The sequence below is a fragment of the Stenotrophomonas sp. BR163 genome (assembly GCF_047520985.2).
Classification (GTDB): domain Bacteria; phylum Pseudomonadota; class Gammaproteobacteria; order Xanthomonadales; family Xanthomonadaceae; genus Stenotrophomonas; species Stenotrophomonas sepilia.
The window spans coordinates 14,163-33,805 of sequence record NZ_JAXBRE020000016.1 but is presented as its reverse complement, the minus strand read 5'-3'; the positions used below and the strand labels follow the sequence as shown (position 1 = coordinate 33,805).

Genomic DNA, 19,643 nt, shown 5'->3' with positions numbered 1-19,643 from the left:
CGCCAGTCACTGGGGGTGTTTGCCCAGATGGTCATCCTGCCCGACGCCCACGGGCGCTCTTGAAACGTCACAGACGCCGGCTGAAGGCGTCCGGACAGTGTCCGCGGCTTATCGAATGGACAGGTGTCCGCCCACCGGACACTTTCGGGACCACATAAAAGCCTTGCAAATCAACAACTAAAAGTTGGCACGCGGATTGCTTGGTACTTCCTGCGCCAGGAAGGGCTTCAGACAAAAGCTGACTGAAGACTGAACAAATGCAGGAAATCGAAAATTTCTCTTGCATGCCCAGAACTGGTGTACTACCTTACTACCACACCACTGCTCACCAACACTAAACAGGCCCCGTCATGAACGCCAAGACCATTGCCATCGCCATCGCCCTGATCGCCGGCACCGCGGTTGTTTCGTCGGTGCAGGCCTCCGAATCCATCAAGACCCTGTCCACCGTGCAGGTTCGCCCGGCCGCCGACCAGCTGGCCCAGCAGGCCTGGGAACAGGCCAGCGGCATCCCGACCCTGGCCACCGTGGAAGTGCGCCCCAGCGCCGACCAGCTGGCTGAGCGCAACGGCTACGTCGCCGCCCCGGTCGCCGCCGCGATGCCGATCACCACGCTGGCCTCGGTGGAAGTGCGCCCGAGCCTGGAACAGCGCGTCGCCCTGGCCGCCGAACTGGAAGCCCAGCGCTACGCCGCGAGCCTGGCTGCCGCCGCCACCAACGTCGCCAACTCGGTCATCGTCAACCTGCCGGCCCTGCAGGTGCGTCCGAGCGCCGCCGACCTGCAGGCCCTGGCCACCGAAACCGCCCAGGTCCTGCTGCGCCCGTAACCGGTGCCGCCCTGCCCCGCGCAGGGCGTGCGCCGTAAAGGCGGCGGTCGTCGCAGGTACACTGCGCCGATGAATGCCGCGCCCCAGTTCCACGTGATCCTGTTCCAACCGGAAATCCCGCCCAACACGGGCAATGTGATCCGGCTCTGTGCCAACACCGGCGCGCAGCTGCACCTGGTCGAGCCGCTTGGCTTCGCACTGGAAGACAAGCAGCTCAAGCGCGCCGGGCTGGACTACCACGAGTACTCGCGCCTGCAGGTGCACCCCGACCTGGACACCGCGCTGGCGCGGATCGCACCGAATCGGTTGTTCGCACTCAGTACCCGCGCCAGCGTGCGCTACGACAGCGTGGCCTTTGAAGAGGGCGATGCATTCCTGTTCGGGCCGGAAAGCCGTGGCCTGCCGCAGGAGGTGCTCGATGCCCTGCCCGACGGCCGCCGCCTGCGCCTGCCGATGCGGCCGGACAACCGTAGCCTCAATCTTTCCAACACCGTTGCGGTGGTGATGTACGAGGCGTGGCGGCAGCATGGGTTTGCCGGTGGGGCGTAGCTCACGTGTGTCACTTTCTTTGCTCGCGCAAAGAAAGTAACCAAAGAAACGCGCCGCCGCCCGCGAGCCGGTGCTCTGCACCGGTACCCTGCGCTCCTCGGCCCGCCGGGGGACGGCGCGGAACTCGCTGCGCTCAGACACCCGCGCCTCTTCGCCCCCGCCGGACCTGCGGTGCTCGGCTCGCTTCAAGGCGGACCCAACAGCCGCGCGGTAAATCCACGCCATGCGTGGATGCCTTCCGCCTGGATCAATCAGGGGCGCGCGCCATCGCGTTGCCCGGAACGCGTGCACCCTACCCGGCAATGCCGGCCAGCGGCCGGCACTACCGGTGCACTCAGAACGCGTTGATGCCGGTCAGTTCGCGGCCGATCACCAGCTGGTGCACGGTCTCGGTGCCCTCGTAGGTGATCACCGATTCCAGGTTCAGCGCATGACGGATCGCCACGTGCTCGGTGGTGATGCCCGCCCCACCGAGCAGATCGCGACACTCGCGGGCGATGTCAATCGCCATGCGGCAGTTGTTCCACTTGGCCAGGCTGACCTGCTGCGGCTGCAGCTGGCCGGCTTCCTTCAGGCGGCCCAGCTGCAGGGCCAGCAGCTGCGCGGTGGTGATGCGGCGGGCCATCTCGGCCAGCTTGATCTGCGCGCTCTGCGTGGCCGCCAGCGGACGACCAAACAGCACACGCTCCTTGGCATAGCCCAGCGCTTCATCCAGGCAGGCAATCGCCGCACCGATCGGCCCCCAGCTGATGCCGTAACGGGCCTGGGTCAGGCAGCCCAGCGGGCCCTTCAGGCCCTTCACGTTCGGCAGGCGGTGGCTGTCGGGTACGCGCACGTCGTCGAAGAACAGCGCGCCGGTCAGCGACGCGCGCAGGCTCATCTTGTGCTTGATCTCCTGCGTCGTGAAGCCGGCCATGCCCTTTTCCAGCACGAAGCCCTGGATGCCGTCTTCGGTCTGTGCCCAGACGATGGCCAGGTCGGCCACCGGGCCGCTGGTGATCCACATCTTGCTGCCGCTGATGCGCCAGTCGCTGCCGTCGCGCACCGCGCGGGTCTTCATGCTGGCCGGGTCGGAACCACCGTGCGCCTCGGTCAGGCCGAAGCAGCCGATCAGCTCGCCGCGCGCCATCGCCGGCAGCCACTGCTGGCGCTGTTCCTCGCTGCCGTACGCGTAGATGGGATACATGCACAGCGAGCTCTGCACCGAAACGAAGCTGCGCAGGCCCGAATCGCCGCGCTCCAGCTCCTGGCAGATCAGGCCATAGCTGACCGCGCCGAGACCACCGCCGCCGTACTCGGTCGGCAGGGTCGCGCCCAGCAGGCCCAACGAGGCGATCTCCGGCACCAGTTCGTCGGGGAAGCGGGCCTGGTCGAAAGCATCGCCGATGATCGGCAGCACGCGCTCGTTGGTGAAGCGGGCGACGCTCTCCTGCACTGCGCGCTCTTCCTCGTTGAGCAGGGAACGGACATCGAACAGATCGTACGGATGCAAAGCCATGGCACTCACACGCAGTCAGGACCCGGCCATTGTCGGTCATCCGGGCAGAGCGTGCGGACCAGGGTTGGCCCCCACCAGGGCTGAGGCACTACGCTGCGCTGCAGCAATCGTGCGGTGAACGGCGTCTATCTAGCTCGATCACGCGCGGCCCGGTACCCTGACACATTCAAACAACCGTTTCGCCCGTGGCCGCACGCGCGATTCCCAGGCACCGCCGGTGGCCCCGATGCCGGCCCTACCCACGAGTCATGCAATCGATGAGCGCTGAAGCCAACGCCCTGCCCCCGCGTGAAGTAATGGAGTTCGACGTGGTGATCGTCGGCGCCGGCCCCGCCGGCCTGGCCACCGCGATCCGGCTGCGCCAGCGCGCGATCGAAGCCGGCCGCGAGCTGTCGGTATGCGTGCTGGAGAAGGGTTCCGAGCCGGGCGCGCACGTGCTGTCCGGCGCGGTGATGGATCCGCGCGCGCTGACCGAGCTGTTCCCGGACTGGGCCGAGCGCGGCGCTCCGCTGAAGCAGAAGGTCACCCGCGACGAATTCCTGTTCCTCAGCGAGACCGGCGCGCGCAGCACCCCCAATGCGCTGCTGCCGGAGTGCTTCCACAACGAAGGCAACTACATCATCAGCCTGGGCGAAGTGACCCGCTGGCTGGCGCAACAGGCCGAGGCGCTGGAGGTTGCGATCTTCCCGGGCTTCGCCGCTGCAGAAGTGCTGTACGGCGACGACGGCGAGGTGATCGGCGTGGCCACCGGCGACATGGGCATCGAGAAGGACGGCAGCATCGGCCCGGCCTTCGAGCGTGGGATGGCGCTGCACGCCAAGTACACGATCTTCGCCGAAGGTGCGCGCGGCCACCTCGGCCGCCAGCTGATCGCCCGCTACAAACTGGACGAAGGCAAGGACCCGCAGGCCTACGGCATCGGCATCAAGGAGCTGTGGCAGATCGACCCGGCCAGGCATGAGCCGGGCCTGGTGGTGCATGCGGCTGGCTGGCCGCTGGACAGCGACACCTACGGCGGCGCGTTCCTGTACCACGCCGACGGCGGCAAGGTCGCCATTGGTTACGTGGTCGGCCTGGACTACAGGAACCCGTGGCTGAGCCCGTTCGAGGAGTTCCAGCGTTTCAAGACCCATCCCTCCATCCGCAAGCACCTGGAGGGCGGCACCCGCATCGGTTACGGCGCCCGTGCGATCACCGCCGGCGGCCTGCTCTCGCTGCCGAAGACGGTGTTCCCCGGGGGCGCGCTGGTCGGCTGCGAGGCCGGCTACCTCAACGCCAGCCGCATCAAGGGCAGTCATGCCGCGATCAAGACCGGCATGCTGTGCGCCGACGCCGCGTTCGACGCGCTGGCCGCCGATCGCCAGCACGATGAACTGAGCGCCTACCCGAAGGCGTTTGAAGCCAGCTGGCTGTTCACCGAACTGCAGCAGGCCAAGAACTTCAAGCAGTGGTTCAAGAAGGGCCAGACCGTTGCCACGCTGATGACCGGCGTGGAGCAGTGGCTGCTGCCGAAGCTGGGCGTGCGCAACCCGCCGTGGACCCTGCACCGCACCCAGCCGGACCACGCCTGCCTGGAGCCGGCGTCCCAGCACACCCGCATCGCCTACCCCAAGCCCGACGGCGTGCTGACCTTCGATCGTCTCAGCTCGGTGTTCCTGAGCAGCACCAACCACGACGAGAACCAGCCCAGCCACCTGACGCTGAAGGATCCGAGCATTCCGGTGAAGGTGAATCTGGCCGAGTACGCCGGTCCCGAAGCACGTTACTGCCCGGCCGGCGTGTACGAGTTTGTCGGCGACGCCGACAACGCGCGCCTGCAGATCAACGCGCAGAACTGCGTGCACTGCAAGACCTGCGACATCAAGGATCCGACCCAGAACATCGTCTGGGTGACCCCGCAGGGCGGCGGCGGCCCGAACTACTCGGGCATGTGATCGCCCCGGGCTGCGACCGCGTGTCGCAGCCCGGTCGCTCCACCGCACCGCTATCCTGCCCGCCCATGCGTGCCTCCCGCCTGCTCACCACCGTTGCCGTGGCCCTGCTTGCCACGGCCTGCCAGCGCCCGCCTGCGGCGCCGGCCACGCCCGAACAGGCCCGGCAGCAGGCCATGCAGCGCGCGTTCGAACTGTGCGCCGGCTGCCACACCGTGCAGCCTGGCGGCATCCACCGCTTCGGCCCCAACCTGCACGGCGTGATCGGCCGTCGCGCCGGCAGCCTGCCAGATTACGGCTATTCCGACGGTATGCGCCGCGCCGACATCACCTGGAGCGCGCAGACCCTGGACGCGTTCCTGCAGTCGCCCACCCACGTGGTGCCCGGCACGCGCATGTACAACGCCTTTCCCAGCGCCGAACGCCGCGCACTGGTGATCGCCTACCTGCAACAGCAGTCGGCTCAGTGACCCAGTCGCTGCAGCTGGTGCTGCAGGCGCTCCACGAACGCCGTTACAGCGGCGAACACCGGTGCCGGATCGGCCTCGGTCGCATCCTGCAGGCGCTCGACCAGCGCGTTGGCCTGCCCGGCCAGTGCGCTTGCCCCGATCGCCCCCAGACCGCCCGCCTGGCGATGCAGGTGGAGCGCCGCAGTCTCGCGGTCACCGGCCCGCACGGCGCGTTGCACCGCCGCCAGATCACTTTCACTGGCCTGCAGCAGGCTGTCGCGCAGCTGCTCGGCCACGACGCGCGAGCCATAGCGCTGCTGCAGGGTGGCCAGATCAGGCAGCACTTCAGCGTCGTCGGCGACAGTCTCCTGCACGGGCGCATCGAACGACTGGCCCTGTGCCTGCGGCAGCCAGCGCAGCAGCGCGGTGCGCAGCGTGGCCAGCGACAGCGGCTTGGCCAGCACCTCGTCCATGCCGGCCTCGCGGCAGCGGCGCGCATCGTCGTCCAGCACGCTGGCGGTCAGCGCCAGCACCGTCAGCCGCGGCTGGCCGGTACGGCCCTCGCGCTCGCGCAGCAGGCGGGTGAAACCGAAGCCGTCCAGTACCGGCATGCGGCAGTCGGTAATGACCAGATCGAAGGCCTCCGATGACAAGCGGTCCAGTGCCTGCTGGCCATCGCCCAGCAGCACATGGGGTACGCCCAGCTGCTGCAGCCGCCACGCCATCATCGCCTGGTTGGTCGGGTGATCCTCGATCACCAGCACGCGTGCCTCGCGCAGCGCCGGCGGCAGCAGCGCCGCCTGCTCCTGCTCCGCAACCAGCGCTTCAACGTCACCCCTGCCTGCCTCCACCAGCGCCAGCCGCACCTCGGCGCGGGTGCCCTCGCCCAGCGTGCTGTGCAACTCCAGCTCGCCGCCCATCATCTGCACCAGGCGCTGGCAGATGCTCAGGCCGAGGCCGGTACCACCATGGTCGCGCTGGATGTAGGCACCGGCCTGGGTGAACGGCGCAAACAGGTGCCGCAGCTGTTCCGGTGCGATCCCGGTGCCGGTGTCGGTGACGCTCAGGCACAGCGGCTGGCTGCCGTCTTCGGCGGTCGGGCCCAGTACCTCCAGCTGCAGCCGCACTTCGCCGCGTGCAGTGAACTTGATGGCATTGCTGAGCAGGTTGAACACGATCTGGCGCAGGCGCACGCCATCCACTTCGTGCGCTGCCGCCAGCTGGGGGTCGATCTGCACGTGCAGCTCCAGCCCGCGTGCACTGGCCTGCGCCGACATCAACCGGCACACGCTTTCCAGCAGGGGCCGCAGCGGTTGCGGCACCGGCTCCAGGCGCAGTGCACCCGCTTCCAGCCGCGAGTAATCGAGGATGTCGTCGAGGATCTGCCGCAGCATCTGCGCCGAATCCTCGATCACGCCGAGGATGCGCTGCTGCTCGCTGTCCAGCGGTGAGTGCGCCAGCACCTCCAGCATGCCCAGCACGCCGCTCATCGGCGTACGGATCTCGTGGCTCATCGTGGCCAGGAAACGCGATTTGGCCTCAGCGGCCTGCTCGGCGTCCGCCTTCGCCGCCGCCAGTGCATCGGCCTGCATCCGGGCTTCGCTTACATCCACCCAGTACCCGCTCCAGATCACCGCGCCTTCTTCGGCGGCGTAGGGATGGGCCTGGCTGCGCACCCAGCGCACGCCTTCCCCGTCGCTGCGCAGGCGGAACTCCAGGATCAACGGCGCGAACTGGTGCGCGGCCTGCTCGATGGAATGCAGGATGTGCGCGCGGTCCTCCTGCTCGACGCGTTCCAGCAACACCCTCGCATCCTGTTCGGCCTGCTGCCGGGTGATGCCGAACAACGCAGGCAGGTCGCCGGCGATGAACGGGAAGCTCAGCGTGCCATCGGCATCGCGACGGGCCTGGTAGACCACCGCCGGCAGGTTGTCGGTCACCTCGGCCAGGCGCTGCTCCAGCTGGCGGCGTCCTGCCACCTCACGGCGCAGCCGCCAATGGCCCACGCCATGCACCAGCAGTGCGGTCAGCAGCACCATCAGCACGGGCACGCCCCACCGCAGCAGATTGCTCCAGTCGACCCCATTGCGGTACTCCACCGCCAGCCAGGCGCTGCGCAGCGCCTCGCGCTTGCGTGGGGTCATCTGCAGCAGCAGGCGATCGAAGGTCGTGGCCAGGGCCGCATGGCGGCGATCCACTGCCAGCGCCAGCTGGTCGTTGAAACCGGCCGGAGCCGCGACCTGCATCCGCCCCGGGAAACGGCTGCGCAGCAGGTGATCGACCACGGCAAGGTTGCCGACATAGGCATCGGCTTCACCCTCAAGCAGGCGCTGCAGCGCCTGCTCGGCACTCCGCGCAGCAATGATCCGGGCCTGCGGCGCCTGTTGCTGCACATAGCCACGCACGCGCTCCGGGTCGGACAGCAGCACGCGCTTGCCCTGCAGGTCGGCCAGGCCCAGCAGCGATTCGCCATCGCTCCTGACCACAATCACGTTCGGCACGCTGATGAAGGGCTGGCTGAACACCCAGTCCGGGCCCAGGTAGCGCGAATCAACGGGTATGCCCATCACCGCCTGCAGTTCACCGCGGCGGGCCTTCTCACGCACCTCGTACCAGTCGTGGCTGTTCTCGACCTTCAGGTTGGCGCCGGCCTGCATCAGGCGCTGCAGGTACTCGCTGGCCAGGCCACTGGGCCGGCCATCCTCGCCGGTGAACGACAGGGGCGCGGCATTCGGCGCGAAACCGATCATCAGCGGCTGCTCCAGCACACGCTTCTCGGCCTGGCTCAGCGCCAGCTGCGCCGATGCCGACCAGTGCGGCGGTGACAACCAGCGTTGTGCGAGGGCATCGCGCTGGGCCTGGCTGGTCGCGGCCAGCGCCAGGTCCAGGGCTTCGGCCAGGGGTTGCTTGTTGTTGGGAATGCCGAAGTGCAACCGTTCAGGGGGCAGGTCGCTCGGCCGCAACAGCGCCACACCCTGCAGGCGCCGGCTGGCAATCAGCTCGGTGGCGACGAAGGCATTGCCGATGTAGACGTCCGCTTTGTCGTCTCTGACCATCTGCAATGCGCTCAACGTGTCGTTTGCGACAAGCTGGCGGGCACGCGGGAATCGGGCGCGCACCTGCGGACCGGTCAGGAAGTCCTGTTCGATCACCACCCTCAGCCCATCCAGGTCCGGCATGTCGGAGGCACGCAGGTCATCGGGCCGGCCCACCAGTGCGAGCGGCGCCTCACTGTAGGCGGCGGTATAGACCATGCAGCGGGTGCGGTCGGCACTGAGGCCGACATTCATCACCACGTCGATCTCGCCACGACATGCCGCATCCAGCACGGATGTCCAGTCCGGATAGCGGCGCGCCTCGACCTTCACACTGAGCTGGCGAGCAAGATGCGACAGGTAGTCCGGTCCCAGCCCGACCTGCTTGCCATCACGGAGGGACTCGAAGGGCGGCCAGCCGCTGTCATACTGCCCGACAACGATGGTCGGATGCGCCACCAGGTATTCGCGCTGCAACGGGCTGAGCGGCAGCAGGCCAGGGGCCGGCTGTGCCTGGGCCACGGGCAGCGCCAGCACCGCCAGCAGCAGGAGCAGCCCGCGAACAGCCCACCTACGCATCTGCGTCGATCTCCTAGAATCCTGCCAGGGACCGCGATGGTCGCGGTCCGGCGTGCCCGATGGCCATACTAGAGCATGAGCTTGCGCATCATCATCGCAGACGATCACCCCGTGGTCCGTATCGGTACCCGCGCCGTCATCGAGTCGAGCGGCGTCGGCCGCGTGGTCGGCGAGGCCGACAGCGCGCAGGCGCTGATGACCCTGCTCGCCAGCCAGCCCTGTGACCTGCTGGTCACCGACTACTCCATGCCGGGCAGCCCGCAGGCCGACGGCTTCGCCATGATCGGCATGATCCGCCGCCGCCATCCCGACCTGCCGGTGCTGATGCTCAGCGTCTCCAGCAACCTGGCAATCCTGCGCATGGTGCTCGACAGCGGCGTGCTCGGCCTGGTCGACAAGAGTTCGTCGATGGACGAACTACCACAGGCCATCCAGTCGGTCTACCGCGGCCAGCCCTACATCAGCCGCAGCCTGCGCGAACGGGTGGAGGCGGCCGGCAGCTGGCGCATGCGCGAGGGCGACGGCAAGCCGCTGTCCCCGCGCGAGGTGGAGGTGCTGCGCTTGCTCGGCACCGGCATGACGGTAAAGGAGATTTCGCTGCTGCTGCACAAGAGCGTCAGCACCATCAGCCGGCAGAAGGGCGATGCGATGCTCAAGCTGGGGCTGAAGGGCGATGCCGAATTGTTCGACTATCTGCGTGACGGGAAAATTTGAGACGCGATTCACATAATCGCACCGGCAACAATGCGAGGTCGAAGGAATCGACCGGCGCATGTCCGGCCGCCAGCCGCGTCACCGTGGAGACGCGGGCCGCCAGCGGGCAGAGCCTGGCGCTTCGCCGCGGTGCGGTGCAGAGCGCGCCTGACGTGCTGCGGCCGCAGCAGGAGACCCCGCAGGAGCAGGCGCGGCAGGCCCAGAAAGCGATGGGCGTCGGACATGCCAACGCCTTGGCAGAGAAGGGAGGGGCCACCTCCGCGGCCCTTTTCCTTTCCGCCAGCTGAGCGGCCGCAGCCGCTTTCAGCCTTGCTTCATGCCGCCTGCCGCTAGATGAATGCGCAAGCCGCTCGGTGCACCAGGCAATGTTCCGGCAATGTTGGAACGCCAGCGTGGACATCACGGCAGCCGGGGCGCCCCACGCCCTCCCTGCCCAGCGTGGCATGCACCTCACAGGAGAACGAACATGCTCAGTACTTCCACACTCAGCTTCCGTGGTCTGGCGATGGCTCTGGCGCTGGTTGCCGGTGTCGCCGTGGTCAGCGATGCCAGCGCGATGTCGAGGAAGGACAAGCGCACCCTGGTCGGCGCCGTGGTCGGTGGCGTGGCCGGCAACCTGCTCTCCAACGGTGATCCTGCCGCCACCGTCGGTGGTGCCGTGGCCGGCGGCGCGATCGGCAATCTGACCACCTCCGACCGCCGCGACCGTCGTTATTACGACAATCGCTACGACCGCCGTTACGATCGTGGCTACCACCGCAGCGGCTACTACAACCGTGGCGACGACCGCCGCTGGCAGCGCGAGCGTTACTACGACAACCGCTACTACCACGACCGCGGTCGCCATCGCGGCTGGTAAGCGGCACGGCGGCGTTACCCTGCCGATGGCAGAAACGGGCGGGTCGATGACCCGCCCGTTTGCGTTGGCCGCGCGCATGGCGTTGAATGCGCAGCCTTGGATGTGACTTTCCCCTCTCGGGCTGCGGCATGACGTCTTCCTCCCACCGCGTGCAGGGCCTCAACAACGACGAGGTCGCTGCCGACTGGCCACCGATCAGCGCGGCGGACATCGCGTGGTTGCGGCAGTGCTATCCGCAGCTGCACAGCGGCAGCCAACCGCGCTGGCACAGCCCGCGACCGCTGTCGGCTGCCGCCATCGTCGATGGCACGCGCGGCGCGGTGTTCATCAAGCGCCATCACCACAGCGTGCGCAACGCGGCCTGCCTGGAGGAAGAGCACCGCTTCATCGCCCATCTCGACGCTGCTGGCGTGCCGGTGGCACAGGTGCTGGCAGCGACCGATGGTCACACCGCGGTCGAACACGGCGAATGGACGTTTGAACTGCACGACGTCGGCGTAGGCGACGACCTGTACCGCGACGCGGTGTCGTGGTCGCTGCTGACCGACGTCGCGCAGGCCCGTGAAGCCGGACGCATGCTGGCCCAGCTGCACCGTGCTGCCGACGGCTACCGTGCGCCCCAGCGCAGCACCCATCTGCTGGTCGCGCGCGATGATCTGATCCGCGCCGACGATCCGGTGGCGGCAATCAAGGCAGGGCTGCACGAGCGCCCCGGCCTGGCCCGCTATCTCGCGCGCATTCCGTGGGAAGCGCAGTTGCGGCGTGACGTGCTGCCGTGGCACACGGGCCTGGCCGAGCGCCTGCGCGACGAACCACGGCTGTGGGCGCACAACGACTGGCATGTCTCCAACCTGCTGTGGCGCGACGGGCAGGTCAGCACCGTGCTGGATTTCGGCCTGGCCTCGCCCACCAGCGCACTGTTCGACCTGGCCACCGCCATCGAGCGCAACGCCGTGGCATGGCTGGAGCTGGCGCGCGGCATGGAGGCCGTGCGCGTCGATATCGCGCTGGCGTTGCTCGATGGCTACCGCGAGGTGCTGCCGCTGTCGGCGGCACGCGTGCACCTGCTGGCCGACCTGCTGCCGATGGTGCATTTCGACTTCGCACTGTCCGAAGTGGAGTATTTCGAGGGCGTCACCGGCTCGACCGCCAATGCCGACGTGGCGTGGCAGCCCTTCATGCTTGGCCATCCGGCGTGGTTCCATACCGCCCCGGGGCAGGCACTGCTGCAGGCCCTGCACGCCGCCGCGTGATCCGGTTGACGCAGCGTTGGGGTCAGATCCCTTTCCGCAGGAAAGGGATCTGACCCTGGGTGGCGCTCGCAAATCCGTACCATTTGTAGTGAAATGGTCACCTGAAGCGGGGGTGCCTGGATCTGCCAGGCTGAGAGAGTCCCTTGGAACCTGATCCGGTTTGCACCGGCGTAGGGAGCTTTGAGCCGCAGCCCCCCCCCGTCATGGGTCAGTGCACCTGCGCGCCGTCGCTTCGTCTCCCTTGTTGTCCGAAGACGAACCGAATGAACCGCTGCCTGCGCCCCACCCTGCTCTCCCTCGCCCTCTGCGCTGCGCTGCCACTGCACGCCAGCGAGGCCGAGGCATCCCCTGATGCGGCTGCCACCGGCGCCGAGCGCTCGCCGACCGAACTGGCGGCGGTGCGGGTGCAGGCCGGCAAGCCGAAGGCCGATACCTCGCGCGTGAACGCCTTCGGTGGCGGTTCGTGGAAGGACACGCCGGCTTCGGTGAACGTGCTCGAGCGCGACTATCTCGACCGCCGCCAGCTGCGTTCGCTGTCCGAGCTGGCCAGCAATGATGCCTCGCTGGGTGATGCCTATGCGCCGGTGGGCTACTACCAGAACATCGCCATCCGCGGCTTCGCCCTGGACGCCGCCACCGGCTACCGCTTCAACGGCCTGTCCATCGCCGGCGAACAGCGCCTGGCGCTGGAGAACGTGCAGTCGGTGGAGATCCTCAAGGGTGAAGCCGGCCTGGCGGCAGGGGTGATGGCGCCGGGCGGCATCGTCAACTACATCGGCAAGCGCCCGGCCGAAGTGCGCACCGCCACGCTCGGCACCGATTCGGAAGGCTCGCGCTACGTCGCCGTCGATGTCGGCCACTGGATCACCCCGCGCTTCGGCCTGCGCCTGAATGCCGCATGGGATTCCAGCAATTCCTACGTCGAGCATGCCGATGGCCGCCGCAACTTCTACTCGCTGGCCGCCGACTGGCTGATCGGCGAGCGCGGCAAGCTGGAAGTGGATGCCAACTACCAGACCAGCTCGCAGCGCTCGGTGTCCGGCTACCAGCTGCTGGGCGCGCGTGACCTGCCGCGCGGTGTCGACCGCGAGCATCTGCTCGGCTACCAGCCGTGGCAGCGCCCGGTGGATATCGCCAGCACCAACATCACCGCGCTGCACACCTACGACTTCAATGAGACCTGGCAGTCGCGCGTCTCGGTCGGCCACAGCCGCTCGGTGATCGACGACAACGTCGCCTTCGCCTACGGCTGCTACTACGCCGCGCAATGTGCCGATGGCAGCGTGCCGGGCAACTACTTCGCGCCCAACGGCGACTATGACATCTACGACTACCGCAGCCCGGACGACACCCGCCGCAACCAGCAGGCCCGTGCCGAACTGCGTGGCCGCTTCGAGACCGGCAGCATCGGCCACCAGCTGACCCTCGGTGCCGACTACTTCCGCCGCACCGTGGACAGGCGCCCGAGCGTCAACGAGTACGTCGGCACCAGCAACATCCACGAGGCACCGGTGCCGGTATTCGCGCCGTCGCCGAAGATGCCGGGCCCCTCCGCACGGCGCCTGGACAGTCGCCAGACCGCGTTCTTCGCGCTGGACCGGATGAGCTTTGGTGATGACTGGCAGTGGCTGGCCGGTGGCCGCTTCGTGCGCCTGGACGAGCGCGCCTACGACAAGCGCGGCATTCCGCAGCGGCACAGCCGCCTGTCGCGCTTCCTGCCACAGACTGCGGTGGTGTGGAAAGCAACCGACCAGCTCAACGCCTACGCCAGTTACGTGCGCGGCATTTCGCTGGGCCAGGAAGCGCCGTTCTGGACCAGCAACGCCGACACCTTCCTGCCGTCGGTACAGTCGCGCCAGCTGGAAGTGGGCGTGAAGTACGTGCCGGTCGAGGCGTTGACCCTGGGCGCTGCGGTGTTCCGCATTTCGCAGCCGTACCAGTACGCCAAGCCCGACAACAGCGACGTGGGTTACACCTTCGTCGAGGAAGGCACGCAGACCCACACCGGCCTGGAGCTGACCGCCAACGGCCAGCTGACCGATGCACTGCAGATCGTGGCCAGCGCCAGCGTGCTGCAGGCGCGCGCGCGCGACACCGGCACGCCGGCCTATGAGGGCCATCAGCTGGTGAACGTGCCGAAGGTGCGTGCCAGCGTGCACGTGGCCTATGCACTGCCGTTCCTGCAGGGCCTGGATGTCACTGGCGGCTGGCGCTATGCCGGTGCCAACGTGGCACGCGCCGACGGCGCCGTGCGCGCGCCGGACTACTCGGTGTTCGATGCCGGCCTGCGCTTCCAGCATCGCCTGCACGAGCGCGCCGTGACCTGGAACCTGTCGGTGGACAACGTGTTCAACCGCTTCTACTGGCGTGACACCGGCAGCAGCGGCGGTGACTACTACCTGTTCCCCGGCGCACCGCGACAGGCGCGCCTGTCGGTGACGTTCGCGCTGTGAGCAGCGTGATGCTCGAGTGGAGCGCCGCGCTGTGCAGCATCCTCGGCGTCTGGCTGATGGCCCGCCGCCGGTTGTCTGCATGGCCGGTGGGCCTGCTGTCGGTCACGCTGTATGGCCTGGTGTTCGCCGAGGCCAAGCTGTACTCGGACACCCTGCTGCAGGTCGCCTTCGGTGGCTTCCTGATTTACGGCTGGCTCAACTGGCGCCAGCACGCCGCCGATGAGGGCAGCATCCGCATCGTGCCACTGGCGCGAGGCAAGCTGCTGCGCGACCTGGCCTTCGGCCTGTGCGGTGGCGTGGCGCTGGGTGCGGCCATGCACACCTTCACCGATGCCGCGCTGCCGTGGCTGGATGCGATGCTGACCGCGCTGAGCCTGGTCGGCCAGTGGTGGCAGGCACGCCGCCATGTGGCCTGCTGGTGGGTGTGGATCGCGGTGGACGTAGTCTATGTGGGTGCGTACCTGTTCAAGTCGCTGCACGTAACTGCCGCGCTGTACGTGTTTTTCCTGGGCCTGGCCGTGTTCGGCCTGCGTGCATGGAGCGCGGCCGCGCGCGAACCGCAGGTGGCGCCGGTTCGTTGATGCGGATGGCCGGGCTGTGCGCTGGCCATCCACAGTAGAGCCACGCCATGCGTGGCTGAAGGGTCACCGGTAGGCCCATCCACGCATGGCGTGGATCTACCGGTCAAGCACCAGGCCCAATCGCAGCGGTTGGCGCATGTCGGCCGGCGGTGCGGCCTGCAACGGCGCTGCCTGCAACGTCGCGCGCAGGTCGGCATCGACCTGGGCGTCACCCAGGCTGTCGAATTCCAGTTTCGAGATGCGGCCGTCCGCCGCAATCCACAGACTCACCGGCAGCGGCGTGGGTGTATCCGGGTGCGCACGCAACCACTCCACCACGCGCTGCGCCTGCGGGTCCTGCTCCTGCTGCAGGCGCTGCTGCAGCTGGCCACCCACGGCGGTGGCGTAGGCCATCCAGTGCGCAGGGGCTTCGTGTGCGGACGCCGCGGCACTCCCCAGTGCCAGTGCGCCGAGCACCGCGGCCAGTGGCCGCCACCAGCGGCGCATGCCGGTCCTGTTTGCTGACATGACCATCGCCTGCCTCCTGCGCTCCCATCCAGCGGGCCATGGTCGGCGCCATAGATGACAGGCAGATGGCGGGCCGTGATGGCCCGGCGCGATCACTCGCCCAGGTCGGCCAGCACCTTGCGCGAGGGCGCGAAGAAGGTCACGCCGGTGGTGGCGGTGGAGAAATCGAGGATGCGGTCGTGCAGCGGCGCGGGATTGCCGATGAACATGCGCTCGAGCATCTTCTCGATCACCCACAGGCGGCGCGTGTAGCCGATGAAGTAGGTGCCGTACTCGCCGCGACCCGGGTTGGCGAACGGCATGTTGTCGCGCAGGATTTCGTGCTCGCCGTCGGCGTCTTCGATGGTGCACAGCGTCTTGTGCGATTTCTGCGCATCGGCCGGCGCATCATCCAGCTCGATGTTGTCGTGCTTGGTGCGGCCGATGATCGCCTCCTGCGCCTCGGTCTTCTGCGCGCGCCAGGCATCGAGGTTGTGCAGGTACTTCTGCACCACCACGTAGCTGCCGCCGGCATGCTCCGGGTCTTCATCGCCAACAATGGTGGCTTCCGGCAGCGACAGTCCTTCCGGGTTGGCGGTGCCGTCGACGAAGTCGAGCAGATCGCGGCCATCGAAGTAGCGGAAGCCGGCCACGTCATCGACCGCTTCCACCGCATCACCGAAGGTCATCAGCAGGTTGCGCTCGAACGCCACGATCAGGTCCATGGTACGTGCGCGGATGTGGTACAGCAGGTCACCGGGCGTGGCCACAGCGGTGTGGGTCGCGCCCTTGATCTCGCGGAACGGCTTCAGCTCGCGTGGCGGCGTGGAGCCCACCAGCGGCTGCCACACGCGGTGGCCGATGGCCACGTTGCAGGTGAAGGTGCGCTCGATCTCGCGGATGGCGGTGTTCTTGATCAGGTCATCGGTGCTCGCCAGCACCTCGCGTGCCTTGGCGATCGACGCCTCGTCATCCTTCACCTTCAGCACCAGAAACGCCGCCGAATGGGTAAGCGGTGCGGTGATCTGCTGCGGCTCGTTGTCGAGCGTGTGGTTGAGGGCGGTGATCGGCGCGGGCTGGGAATTCACGGCAGTTCCTGCTGGCTTGAGGCGGGTGCATCGTCAATGGCGACGTGCCGGGATCATAGCCGAACCGCCTGGCCCGGGACGGAGCGGTTCTCGTTCCGTCCTGCGCGCAGCACCGTGCATTCCTGCGCTACATGGAACTGCTGCGGCCCTGCACTCTCCGGATGCACAAGAAAGAAGAAGCCCGGCGCGAGGCCGGGCTTCGGTTGGCGTGTGGGAGAGAGAGAGAGAGTCACACGCCAGCACAACACGCTCTAACGACGGGCGTTTGTTACCAGGTGAAGCGCGGGCCCACGAACCACTCGCGGTCGCCGGCCTTGGCCAGCTTCACTTCGCCACTCAGGCCCCAGTTCTGGTTGAACTTGGCGGTGGCGCCGACGCGGCCGTAGAACTCGCCGTCCGGGTTGATGCCGTGCTTCTTGGTGTAGTCCTCGTAGCCGGCCATCACGTAGCCTTCCACGTACGGGTTGAACGCGGTCCGCACGCCGACTTCGGTCGAGTAGCCGTTGAAGTCCAGGCCGTGCTTCATGTCGAACTTCTGGTAGGCGACACGGGCCACCAGGTCGATGTTCGGTGCGATGCCGTAGTTGTAGCCGGCACCGATGCGCCACTGGTCGACGTCATTCTTGAACGTGTCGGTCTCCTGCGCGCTGTAGTCGCCGAAGATGTGGAAGTTCGGGTGCACCGCCACGGAACCCTTCACCTTCCAGCCATCGGCGTCGCCGCCCTTGGCATCGGTGTTCACGTAGCCGCCTTCAACGTAGTTGTACGACAGGCCATCGGTTGCCGATGCAGCGAACGGCAGGGCAGCCAGAAGACCCAGGGCGAGCAGCGAATTCTTGTTCATCGGGACACACCTTTAATTATTTTGGTTTCGTCGGCCGCCTCCCGGGAGGGGGAGAGAGAGGAGGCGGTCGACAGGTGTGAATTATCCGTTAGGGGGGCCAATCGACCCTGAATATTGAACTGACTGGTGTATAAATAAGGCTGGCGTTCAGGGAACTCCTCATGCCGCACGCATCAGTCGCGTCACTGCTGTTTCCGCTTCATGCCCGGCGCACAGTGCGGGCTTTGCTGCTCTTCGCCCTGCCGATGATGCTGCAGGTAGCCAACGCAGCCGAGCGTACCCGCCCTTCCGGGCGCATCGTGATTCAAACCGACGATGTCGCGCGCTTCTTCAGCGTGCTGGATGCAAGCGGAGGGAAGCCGAATGCCGACGATCTGCAGCGCGGCTATCTGCATGCGGGTACGGATGCACTACGCAGCTTCACTGACAGCCGTATCGGCTCAATGGATCGTCTTGCAGATGCGATCCAGCGCAGACCTGCGCTGTTTGCCAAAGCCCGTACCTGTGCGACGGCGCTGCCGGAGATCCGCGAGCGGGTTGCCAAGGCACTCGATCGGTTGGGCACGCTGCTTCCCTCCGCACGTTTTCCGCCGGTCACCGTGCTGGTGGGTCGGGGAAACAGCGGCGGTGTCACCACGCCCGACGGCGTGGTGATCGGACTGGAGGCGCTGTGCAACGCCGACTGGATGCAGCCCGACATCGGCGATCGTTTCGTGCACCTGATCGCCCATGAGTACGTGCACGTGCAGCAGCCCGGTGCGAGCGTCGATGTCGCGCAGCCGACCCTGCTCTATCAGACGTTGCTTGAAGGCGGCGCCGAGTACGTGGGCGAACTGATCTCGGGGCAACCGGCCAACGCGCATCTGCGTCGTTGGACGCAGGGCCGCGAATGCGCCCTGGAACGCCAGTTCGCCCGGGACAGCGCCGGTACTGATCTGACGCAATGGCTCTACAACGGAGCCGGCGACGAAACGCGCCGCGGCGATCTTGGCTACTGGATCGGCTACCGCATTGCCGCTGACTACGTTGCCCGCGCCGATGATAAAGCCGGTGCCGTCGCCACGCTGCTAGCGGTGCGTCCGGAAAGTGCGCCGGCATTGTTCGCCGCAAGTGAATGGCGCCCGGCGTGTGGGCCAGTGGAAAACGGGTAGGAATGAAGCCGTCTTCAGGCTGATGAATTGGGCGATTCGAGCAACCGCAAGGCCATCGCCTCTGTGCACATCAGCTCGCCTGATCTCACTCGTTAAGCTTTGCTGATGAACATATTTCACAACCCTTCCACGTCTTCCAACTTCAGCTGAAAGCGCTTGTCAGCGTGGGGAACAAACGCCGCTATATTCCAGCTTCCCCAGACGAAGGAGGGAGTGCAATGAACCTGAACCCGCAACACATGAAGACGGCCCGCGCACTTGCTGTAGCGCTCATCGCCACCGTGAGCCTTGGCGCTTGTGCCACCTACAAGGACGAGTTCGCAACCATCAACTCGCGCCTCGATCAGCTCGATGTAAAGGTGCAGGGCGCTGCACAGAGTGCCGAGTCCGCCAACCAGTCGGCACAGCAGGCCAACCAGCGCCTGGACCAGATCGAAGGCCGCGTGCAGCAGCTTGAAAGGGCACCCGTCGGACGCAAGCCGCGCGGCTGATCGCTCCCTCACCGTTTGAATTGATCCACCTCTGTATCGGGAACCAGTGGCCCTCGCCGGCCACTGGCCTCCTTCCACCAGGATTGCATTGCCAGGAGCCTTCCCATTCGCAACCTCTCCTCCCCTGCACGCCGCGCCTTCCATGCCGCTCTGGCCATGGCACTGGCCGTTGCATGCAGCGGCGTAGCCAACGCCAGGGACAAGGACGCACCCGCAGCACCGGCGGCCGCCGTTGATGAACTTCCGCCAGACCAGAGCGTCTCCGAAACAGTGATCGAGCTGGCCGGCTGGGTGGTCGCCAGCAAGGACAATCAGGGTTATCCGTTCGCGATCATGGACAAGGCCGCGGCGCAGGTCCTGGTCTTCGGCGGCGACGGCAAGCTGCGCGGCGCCGCGCCGGCGCTGTTCGGTTCGGCCATCGGCGATCATTCCGCACCCGGCGTCGCCAAGCTTGCCCTGAGCGCGATTCCCGGCCACGACCGCACCACGCCTGCGGGCCGCTTCATCGGCGCCTATGGCCCCTCCGACGATGCCGGGCGCGTGCTGTGGGTGGACTATGATTCCGCCGTGTCAATGCATCCGCTGCCGCCGGGCACCCCGAAGGAAAAGCGCGCCGAACGACTGGCGACGCCGACGCCGGACGACAACCGCGTCACCCACGGCTGCATCAACGTCTCGCCGGCGTTCTACGAGCAGATCGTGCACTCCACGTTCGAGAAGGGCGGCGTGTTCTACATCCTGCCGGACAAGGATTCGATCGCGAAGACGTTCCCGGCGTTCGCGCAGAGCCGTGGCGATGCAAAGGACGAGAACAGCAAGGGCGCGCAGCGCGCGAGCAGGTAGCGCGCTTACTGG

The 19,643-nt window shown here is 67.2% G+C and carries 17 protein-coding genes and 1 riboswitch; of the genes, 12 read left to right on the top strand and 5 right to left on the bottom strand.

Annotated elements, in window-relative coordinates; genetic code table 11:
* The first annotated feature begins 350 nt into the window (after window positions 1-350).
* Both ACM0PY_RS13965 and ACM0PY_RS13960 read left to right on the top strand, forming a co-directional pair.
* Window positions 351-827, top strand: coding sequence for an XAC0231 family protein (locus ACM0PY_RS13965; RefSeq protein ID WP_180884869.1), 477 nt, complete (start codon window positions 351-353; stop codon window positions 825-827).
* A gap of 69 nt (window positions 828-896) precedes the next feature.
* Entirely contained in the window at window positions 897-1,376 is a 480-nt protein-coding gene (locus tag ACM0PY_RS13960; protein ID WP_134972445.1) for a tRNA (cytidine(34)-2'-O)-methyltransferase, read from the top strand.
* Between the two features lie 334 nt (window positions 1,377-1,710).
* On the opposite strand, the gene ACM0PY_RS13955 is transcribed toward ACM0PY_RS13960, so the two are convergent.
* On the bottom strand, window positions 1,711-2,874 hold the full coding sequence (locus tag ACM0PY_RS13955) for an acyl-CoA dehydrogenase family protein (RefSeq protein WP_024956299.1): 1,164 nt from the start codon (window positions 2,872-2,874) through the stop codon (window positions 1,711-1,713).
* A 257-nt stretch (window positions 2,875-3,131) separates the two neighbouring features.
* Here ACM0PY_RS13955 and ACM0PY_RS13950 point away from each other — a divergent pair, with 257 nt between their 5' ends.
* The gene (locus ACM0PY_RS13950; protein WP_065195996.1) at window positions 3,132-4,808 is read left to right on the top strand and encodes an electron transfer flavoprotein-ubiquinone oxidoreductase; all 1,677 of its coding nucleotides are present in this window, start codon (window positions 3,132-3,134) and stop codon (window positions 4,806-4,808) included.
* 65 nt (window positions 4,809-4,873) lie between these two features.
* Window positions 4,874-5,275, top strand: coding sequence for a c-type cytochrome (locus ACM0PY_RS13945; RefSeq protein WP_053497753.1), 402 nt, complete (start codon window positions 4,874-4,876; stop codon window positions 5,273-5,275).
* Here the strand turns inward: ACM0PY_RS13945 and ACM0PY_RS13940 are convergent.
* Complete coding sequence (locus ACM0PY_RS13940) at window positions 5,269-8,868, bottom strand: ATP-binding protein (protein ID WP_180884871.1); 3,600 nt, start codon at window positions 8,866-8,868, stop codon at window positions 5,269-5,271. The genes ACM0PY_RS13945 and ACM0PY_RS13940 overlap by 7 nt on opposite strands.
* Window positions 8,869-8,943: 75 nt before the next feature.
* On the opposite strand from ACM0PY_RS13940, the gene ACM0PY_RS13935 reads away from it, so the two are divergent.
* From ACM0PY_RS13935 to pnuC, 5 genes are all read left to right on the top strand, one after another.
* Window positions 8,944-9,582: a response regulator gene (locus ACM0PY_RS13935; RefSeq protein ID WP_005420808.1), complete on the top strand. Its 639-nt coding sequence runs from the start codon at window positions 8,944-8,946 to the stop codon at window positions 9,580-9,582.
* 466 nt (window positions 9,583-10,048) lie between these two features.
* Complete coding sequence (locus ACM0PY_RS13930) at window positions 10,049-10,441, top strand: glycine zipper 2TM domain-containing protein (protein WP_180884873.1); 393 nt, start codon at window positions 10,049-10,051, stop codon at window positions 10,439-10,441.
* Window positions 10,442-10,569: 128 nt separating this feature from the next.
* Window positions 10,570-11,694 carry a phosphotransferase enzyme family protein gene (locus ACM0PY_RS13925; RefSeq protein WP_180884875.1) on the top strand — a complete coding sequence of 375 codons (1,125 nt, stop codon included), beginning with the start codon at window positions 10,570-10,572 and terminating at the stop codon, window positions 11,692-11,694.
* 98 nt (window positions 11,695-11,792) lie between these two features.
* A riboswitch (TPP riboswitch) is annotated at window positions 11,793-11,888 on the top strand.
* A 69-nt stretch (window positions 11,889-11,957) separates the two neighbouring features.
* Window positions 11,958-14,147 carry a TonB-dependent receptor gene (locus ACM0PY_RS13920; RefSeq protein ID WP_134972385.1) on the top strand — a complete coding sequence of 730 codons (2,190 nt, stop codon included), beginning with the start codon at window positions 11,958-11,960 and terminating at the stop codon, window positions 14,145-14,147.
* A gap of 8 nt (window positions 14,148-14,155) precedes the next feature.
* Window positions 14,156-14,728, top strand: coding sequence for a nicotinamide riboside transporter PnuC (gene pnuC, locus ACM0PY_RS13915; RefSeq protein WP_134972386.1), 573 nt, complete (start codon window positions 14,156-14,158; stop codon window positions 14,726-14,728).
* Window positions 14,729-14,824: 96 nt separating this feature from the next.
* Here the strand turns inward: pnuC and ACM0PY_RS13910 are convergent, their stop codons facing one another.
* The 3 genes from ACM0PY_RS13910 to ACM0PY_RS13900 form a co-directional block, all read right to left on the bottom strand.
* Entirely contained in the window at window positions 14,825-15,241 is a 417-nt protein-coding gene (locus ACM0PY_RS13910; protein ID WP_134972387.1) for a hypothetical protein, read from the bottom strand.
* Between the two features lie 86 nt (window positions 15,242-15,327).
* Window positions 15,328-16,302, bottom strand: coding sequence for a Dyp-type peroxidase (locus ACM0PY_RS13905; RefSeq protein WP_180884877.1), 975 nt, complete (start codon window positions 16,300-16,302; stop codon window positions 15,328-15,330).
* A gap of 268 nt (window positions 16,303-16,570) precedes the next feature.
* A complete protein-coding gene (locus ACM0PY_RS13900) occupies window positions 16,571-17,146 on the bottom strand; it encodes an OmpO family porin (RefSeq protein WP_414609421.1) in 576 nt (191 codons plus the stop codon).
* A 161-nt stretch (window positions 17,147-17,307) separates the two neighbouring features.
* On the opposite strand from ACM0PY_RS13900, the gene ACM0PY_RS13895 reads away from it, so the two are divergent.
* The 3 genes from ACM0PY_RS13895 (at window position 17,308) to ACM0PY_RS13885 (ending at window position 19,631) form a co-directional block, all read left to right on the top strand.
* The gene (locus ACM0PY_RS13895) at window positions 17,308-18,297 is read left to right on the top strand and encodes a DUF2268 domain-containing putative Zn-dependent protease (protein WP_235646827.1); all 990 of its coding nucleotides are present in this window, start codon (window positions 17,308-17,310) and stop codon (window positions 18,295-18,297) included.
* A gap of 218 nt (window positions 18,298-18,515) precedes the next feature.
* The gene (locus ACM0PY_RS13890) at window positions 18,516-18,788 is read left to right on the top strand and encodes a hypothetical protein (RefSeq protein ID WP_005420910.1); all 273 of its coding nucleotides are present in this window, start codon (window positions 18,516-18,518) and stop codon (window positions 18,786-18,788) included.
* Between the two features lie 156 nt (window positions 18,789-18,944).
* Complete coding sequence (locus ACM0PY_RS13885; protein WP_134972315.1) at window positions 18,945-19,631, top strand: L,D-transpeptidase family protein; 687 nt, start codon at window positions 18,945-18,947, stop codon at window positions 19,629-19,631.
* Window positions 19,632-19,643: the final 12 nt, after the last annotated feature.

Coding starts and splice junctions, on each gene's coding strand:
- ACM0PY_RS13965 (WP_180884869.1), top strand. CDS start 351: ATGAACGCCAAGACCATTGCCATCGCCATCGCCCTGATCGCCGGCACC.
- ACM0PY_RS13960 (WP_134972445.1), top strand. CDS start 897: ATGAATGCCGCGCCCCAGTTCCACGTGATCCTGTTCCAACCGGAAATC.
- ACM0PY_RS13955 (WP_024956299.1), bottom strand. CDS start 2,874: ATGGCTTTGCATCCGTACGATCTGTTCGATGTCCGTTCCCTGCTCAAC.
- ACM0PY_RS13950 (WP_065195996.1), top strand. CDS start 3,132: ATGAGCGCTGAAGCCAACGCCCTGCCCCCGCGTGAAGTAATGGAGTTC.
- ACM0PY_RS13945 (WP_053497753.1), top strand. CDS start 4,874: ATGCGTGCCTCCCGCCTGCTCACCACCGTTGCCGTGGCCCTGCTTGCC.
- ACM0PY_RS13940 (WP_180884871.1), bottom strand. CDS start 8,868: ATGCGTAGGTGGGCTGTTCGCGGGCTGCTCCTGCTGCTGGCGGTGCTG.
- ACM0PY_RS13935 (WP_005420808.1), top strand. CDS start 8,944: ATGAGCTTGCGCATCATCATCGCAGACGATCACCCCGTGGTCCGTATC.
- ACM0PY_RS13930 (WP_180884873.1), top strand. CDS start 10,049: ATGCTCAGTACTTCCACACTCAGCTTCCGTGGTCTGGCGATGGCTCTG.
- ACM0PY_RS13925 (WP_180884875.1), top strand. CDS start 10,570: ATGACGTCTTCCTCCCACCGCGTGCAGGGCCTCAACAACGACGAGGTC.
- ACM0PY_RS13920 (WP_134972385.1), top strand. CDS start 11,958: ATGAACCGCTGCCTGCGCCCCACCCTGCTCTCCCTCGCCCTCTGCGCT.
- pnuC (WP_134972386.1), top strand. CDS start 14,156: ATGCTCGAGTGGAGCGCCGCGCTGTGCAGCATCCTCGGCGTCTGGCTG.
- ACM0PY_RS13910 (WP_134972387.1), bottom strand. CDS start 15,241: ATGGTCATGTCAGCAAACAGGACCGGCATGCGCCGCTGGTGGCGGCCA.
- ACM0PY_RS13900 (WP_414609421.1), bottom strand. CDS start 17,146: ATGAACAAGAATTCGCTGCTCGCCCTGGGTCTTCTGGCTGCCCTGCCG.
- ACM0PY_RS13895 (WP_235646827.1), top strand. CDS start 17,308: ATGCCGCACGCATCAGTCGCGTCACTGCTGTTTCCGCTTCATGCCCGG.
- ACM0PY_RS13890 (WP_005420910.1), top strand. CDS start 18,516: ATGAACCTGAACCCGCAACACATGAAGACGGCCCGCGCACTTGCTGTA.
- ACM0PY_RS13885 (WP_134972315.1), top strand. CDS start 18,945: ATGGCACTGGCCGTTGCATGCAGCGGCGTAGCCAACGCCAGGGACAAG.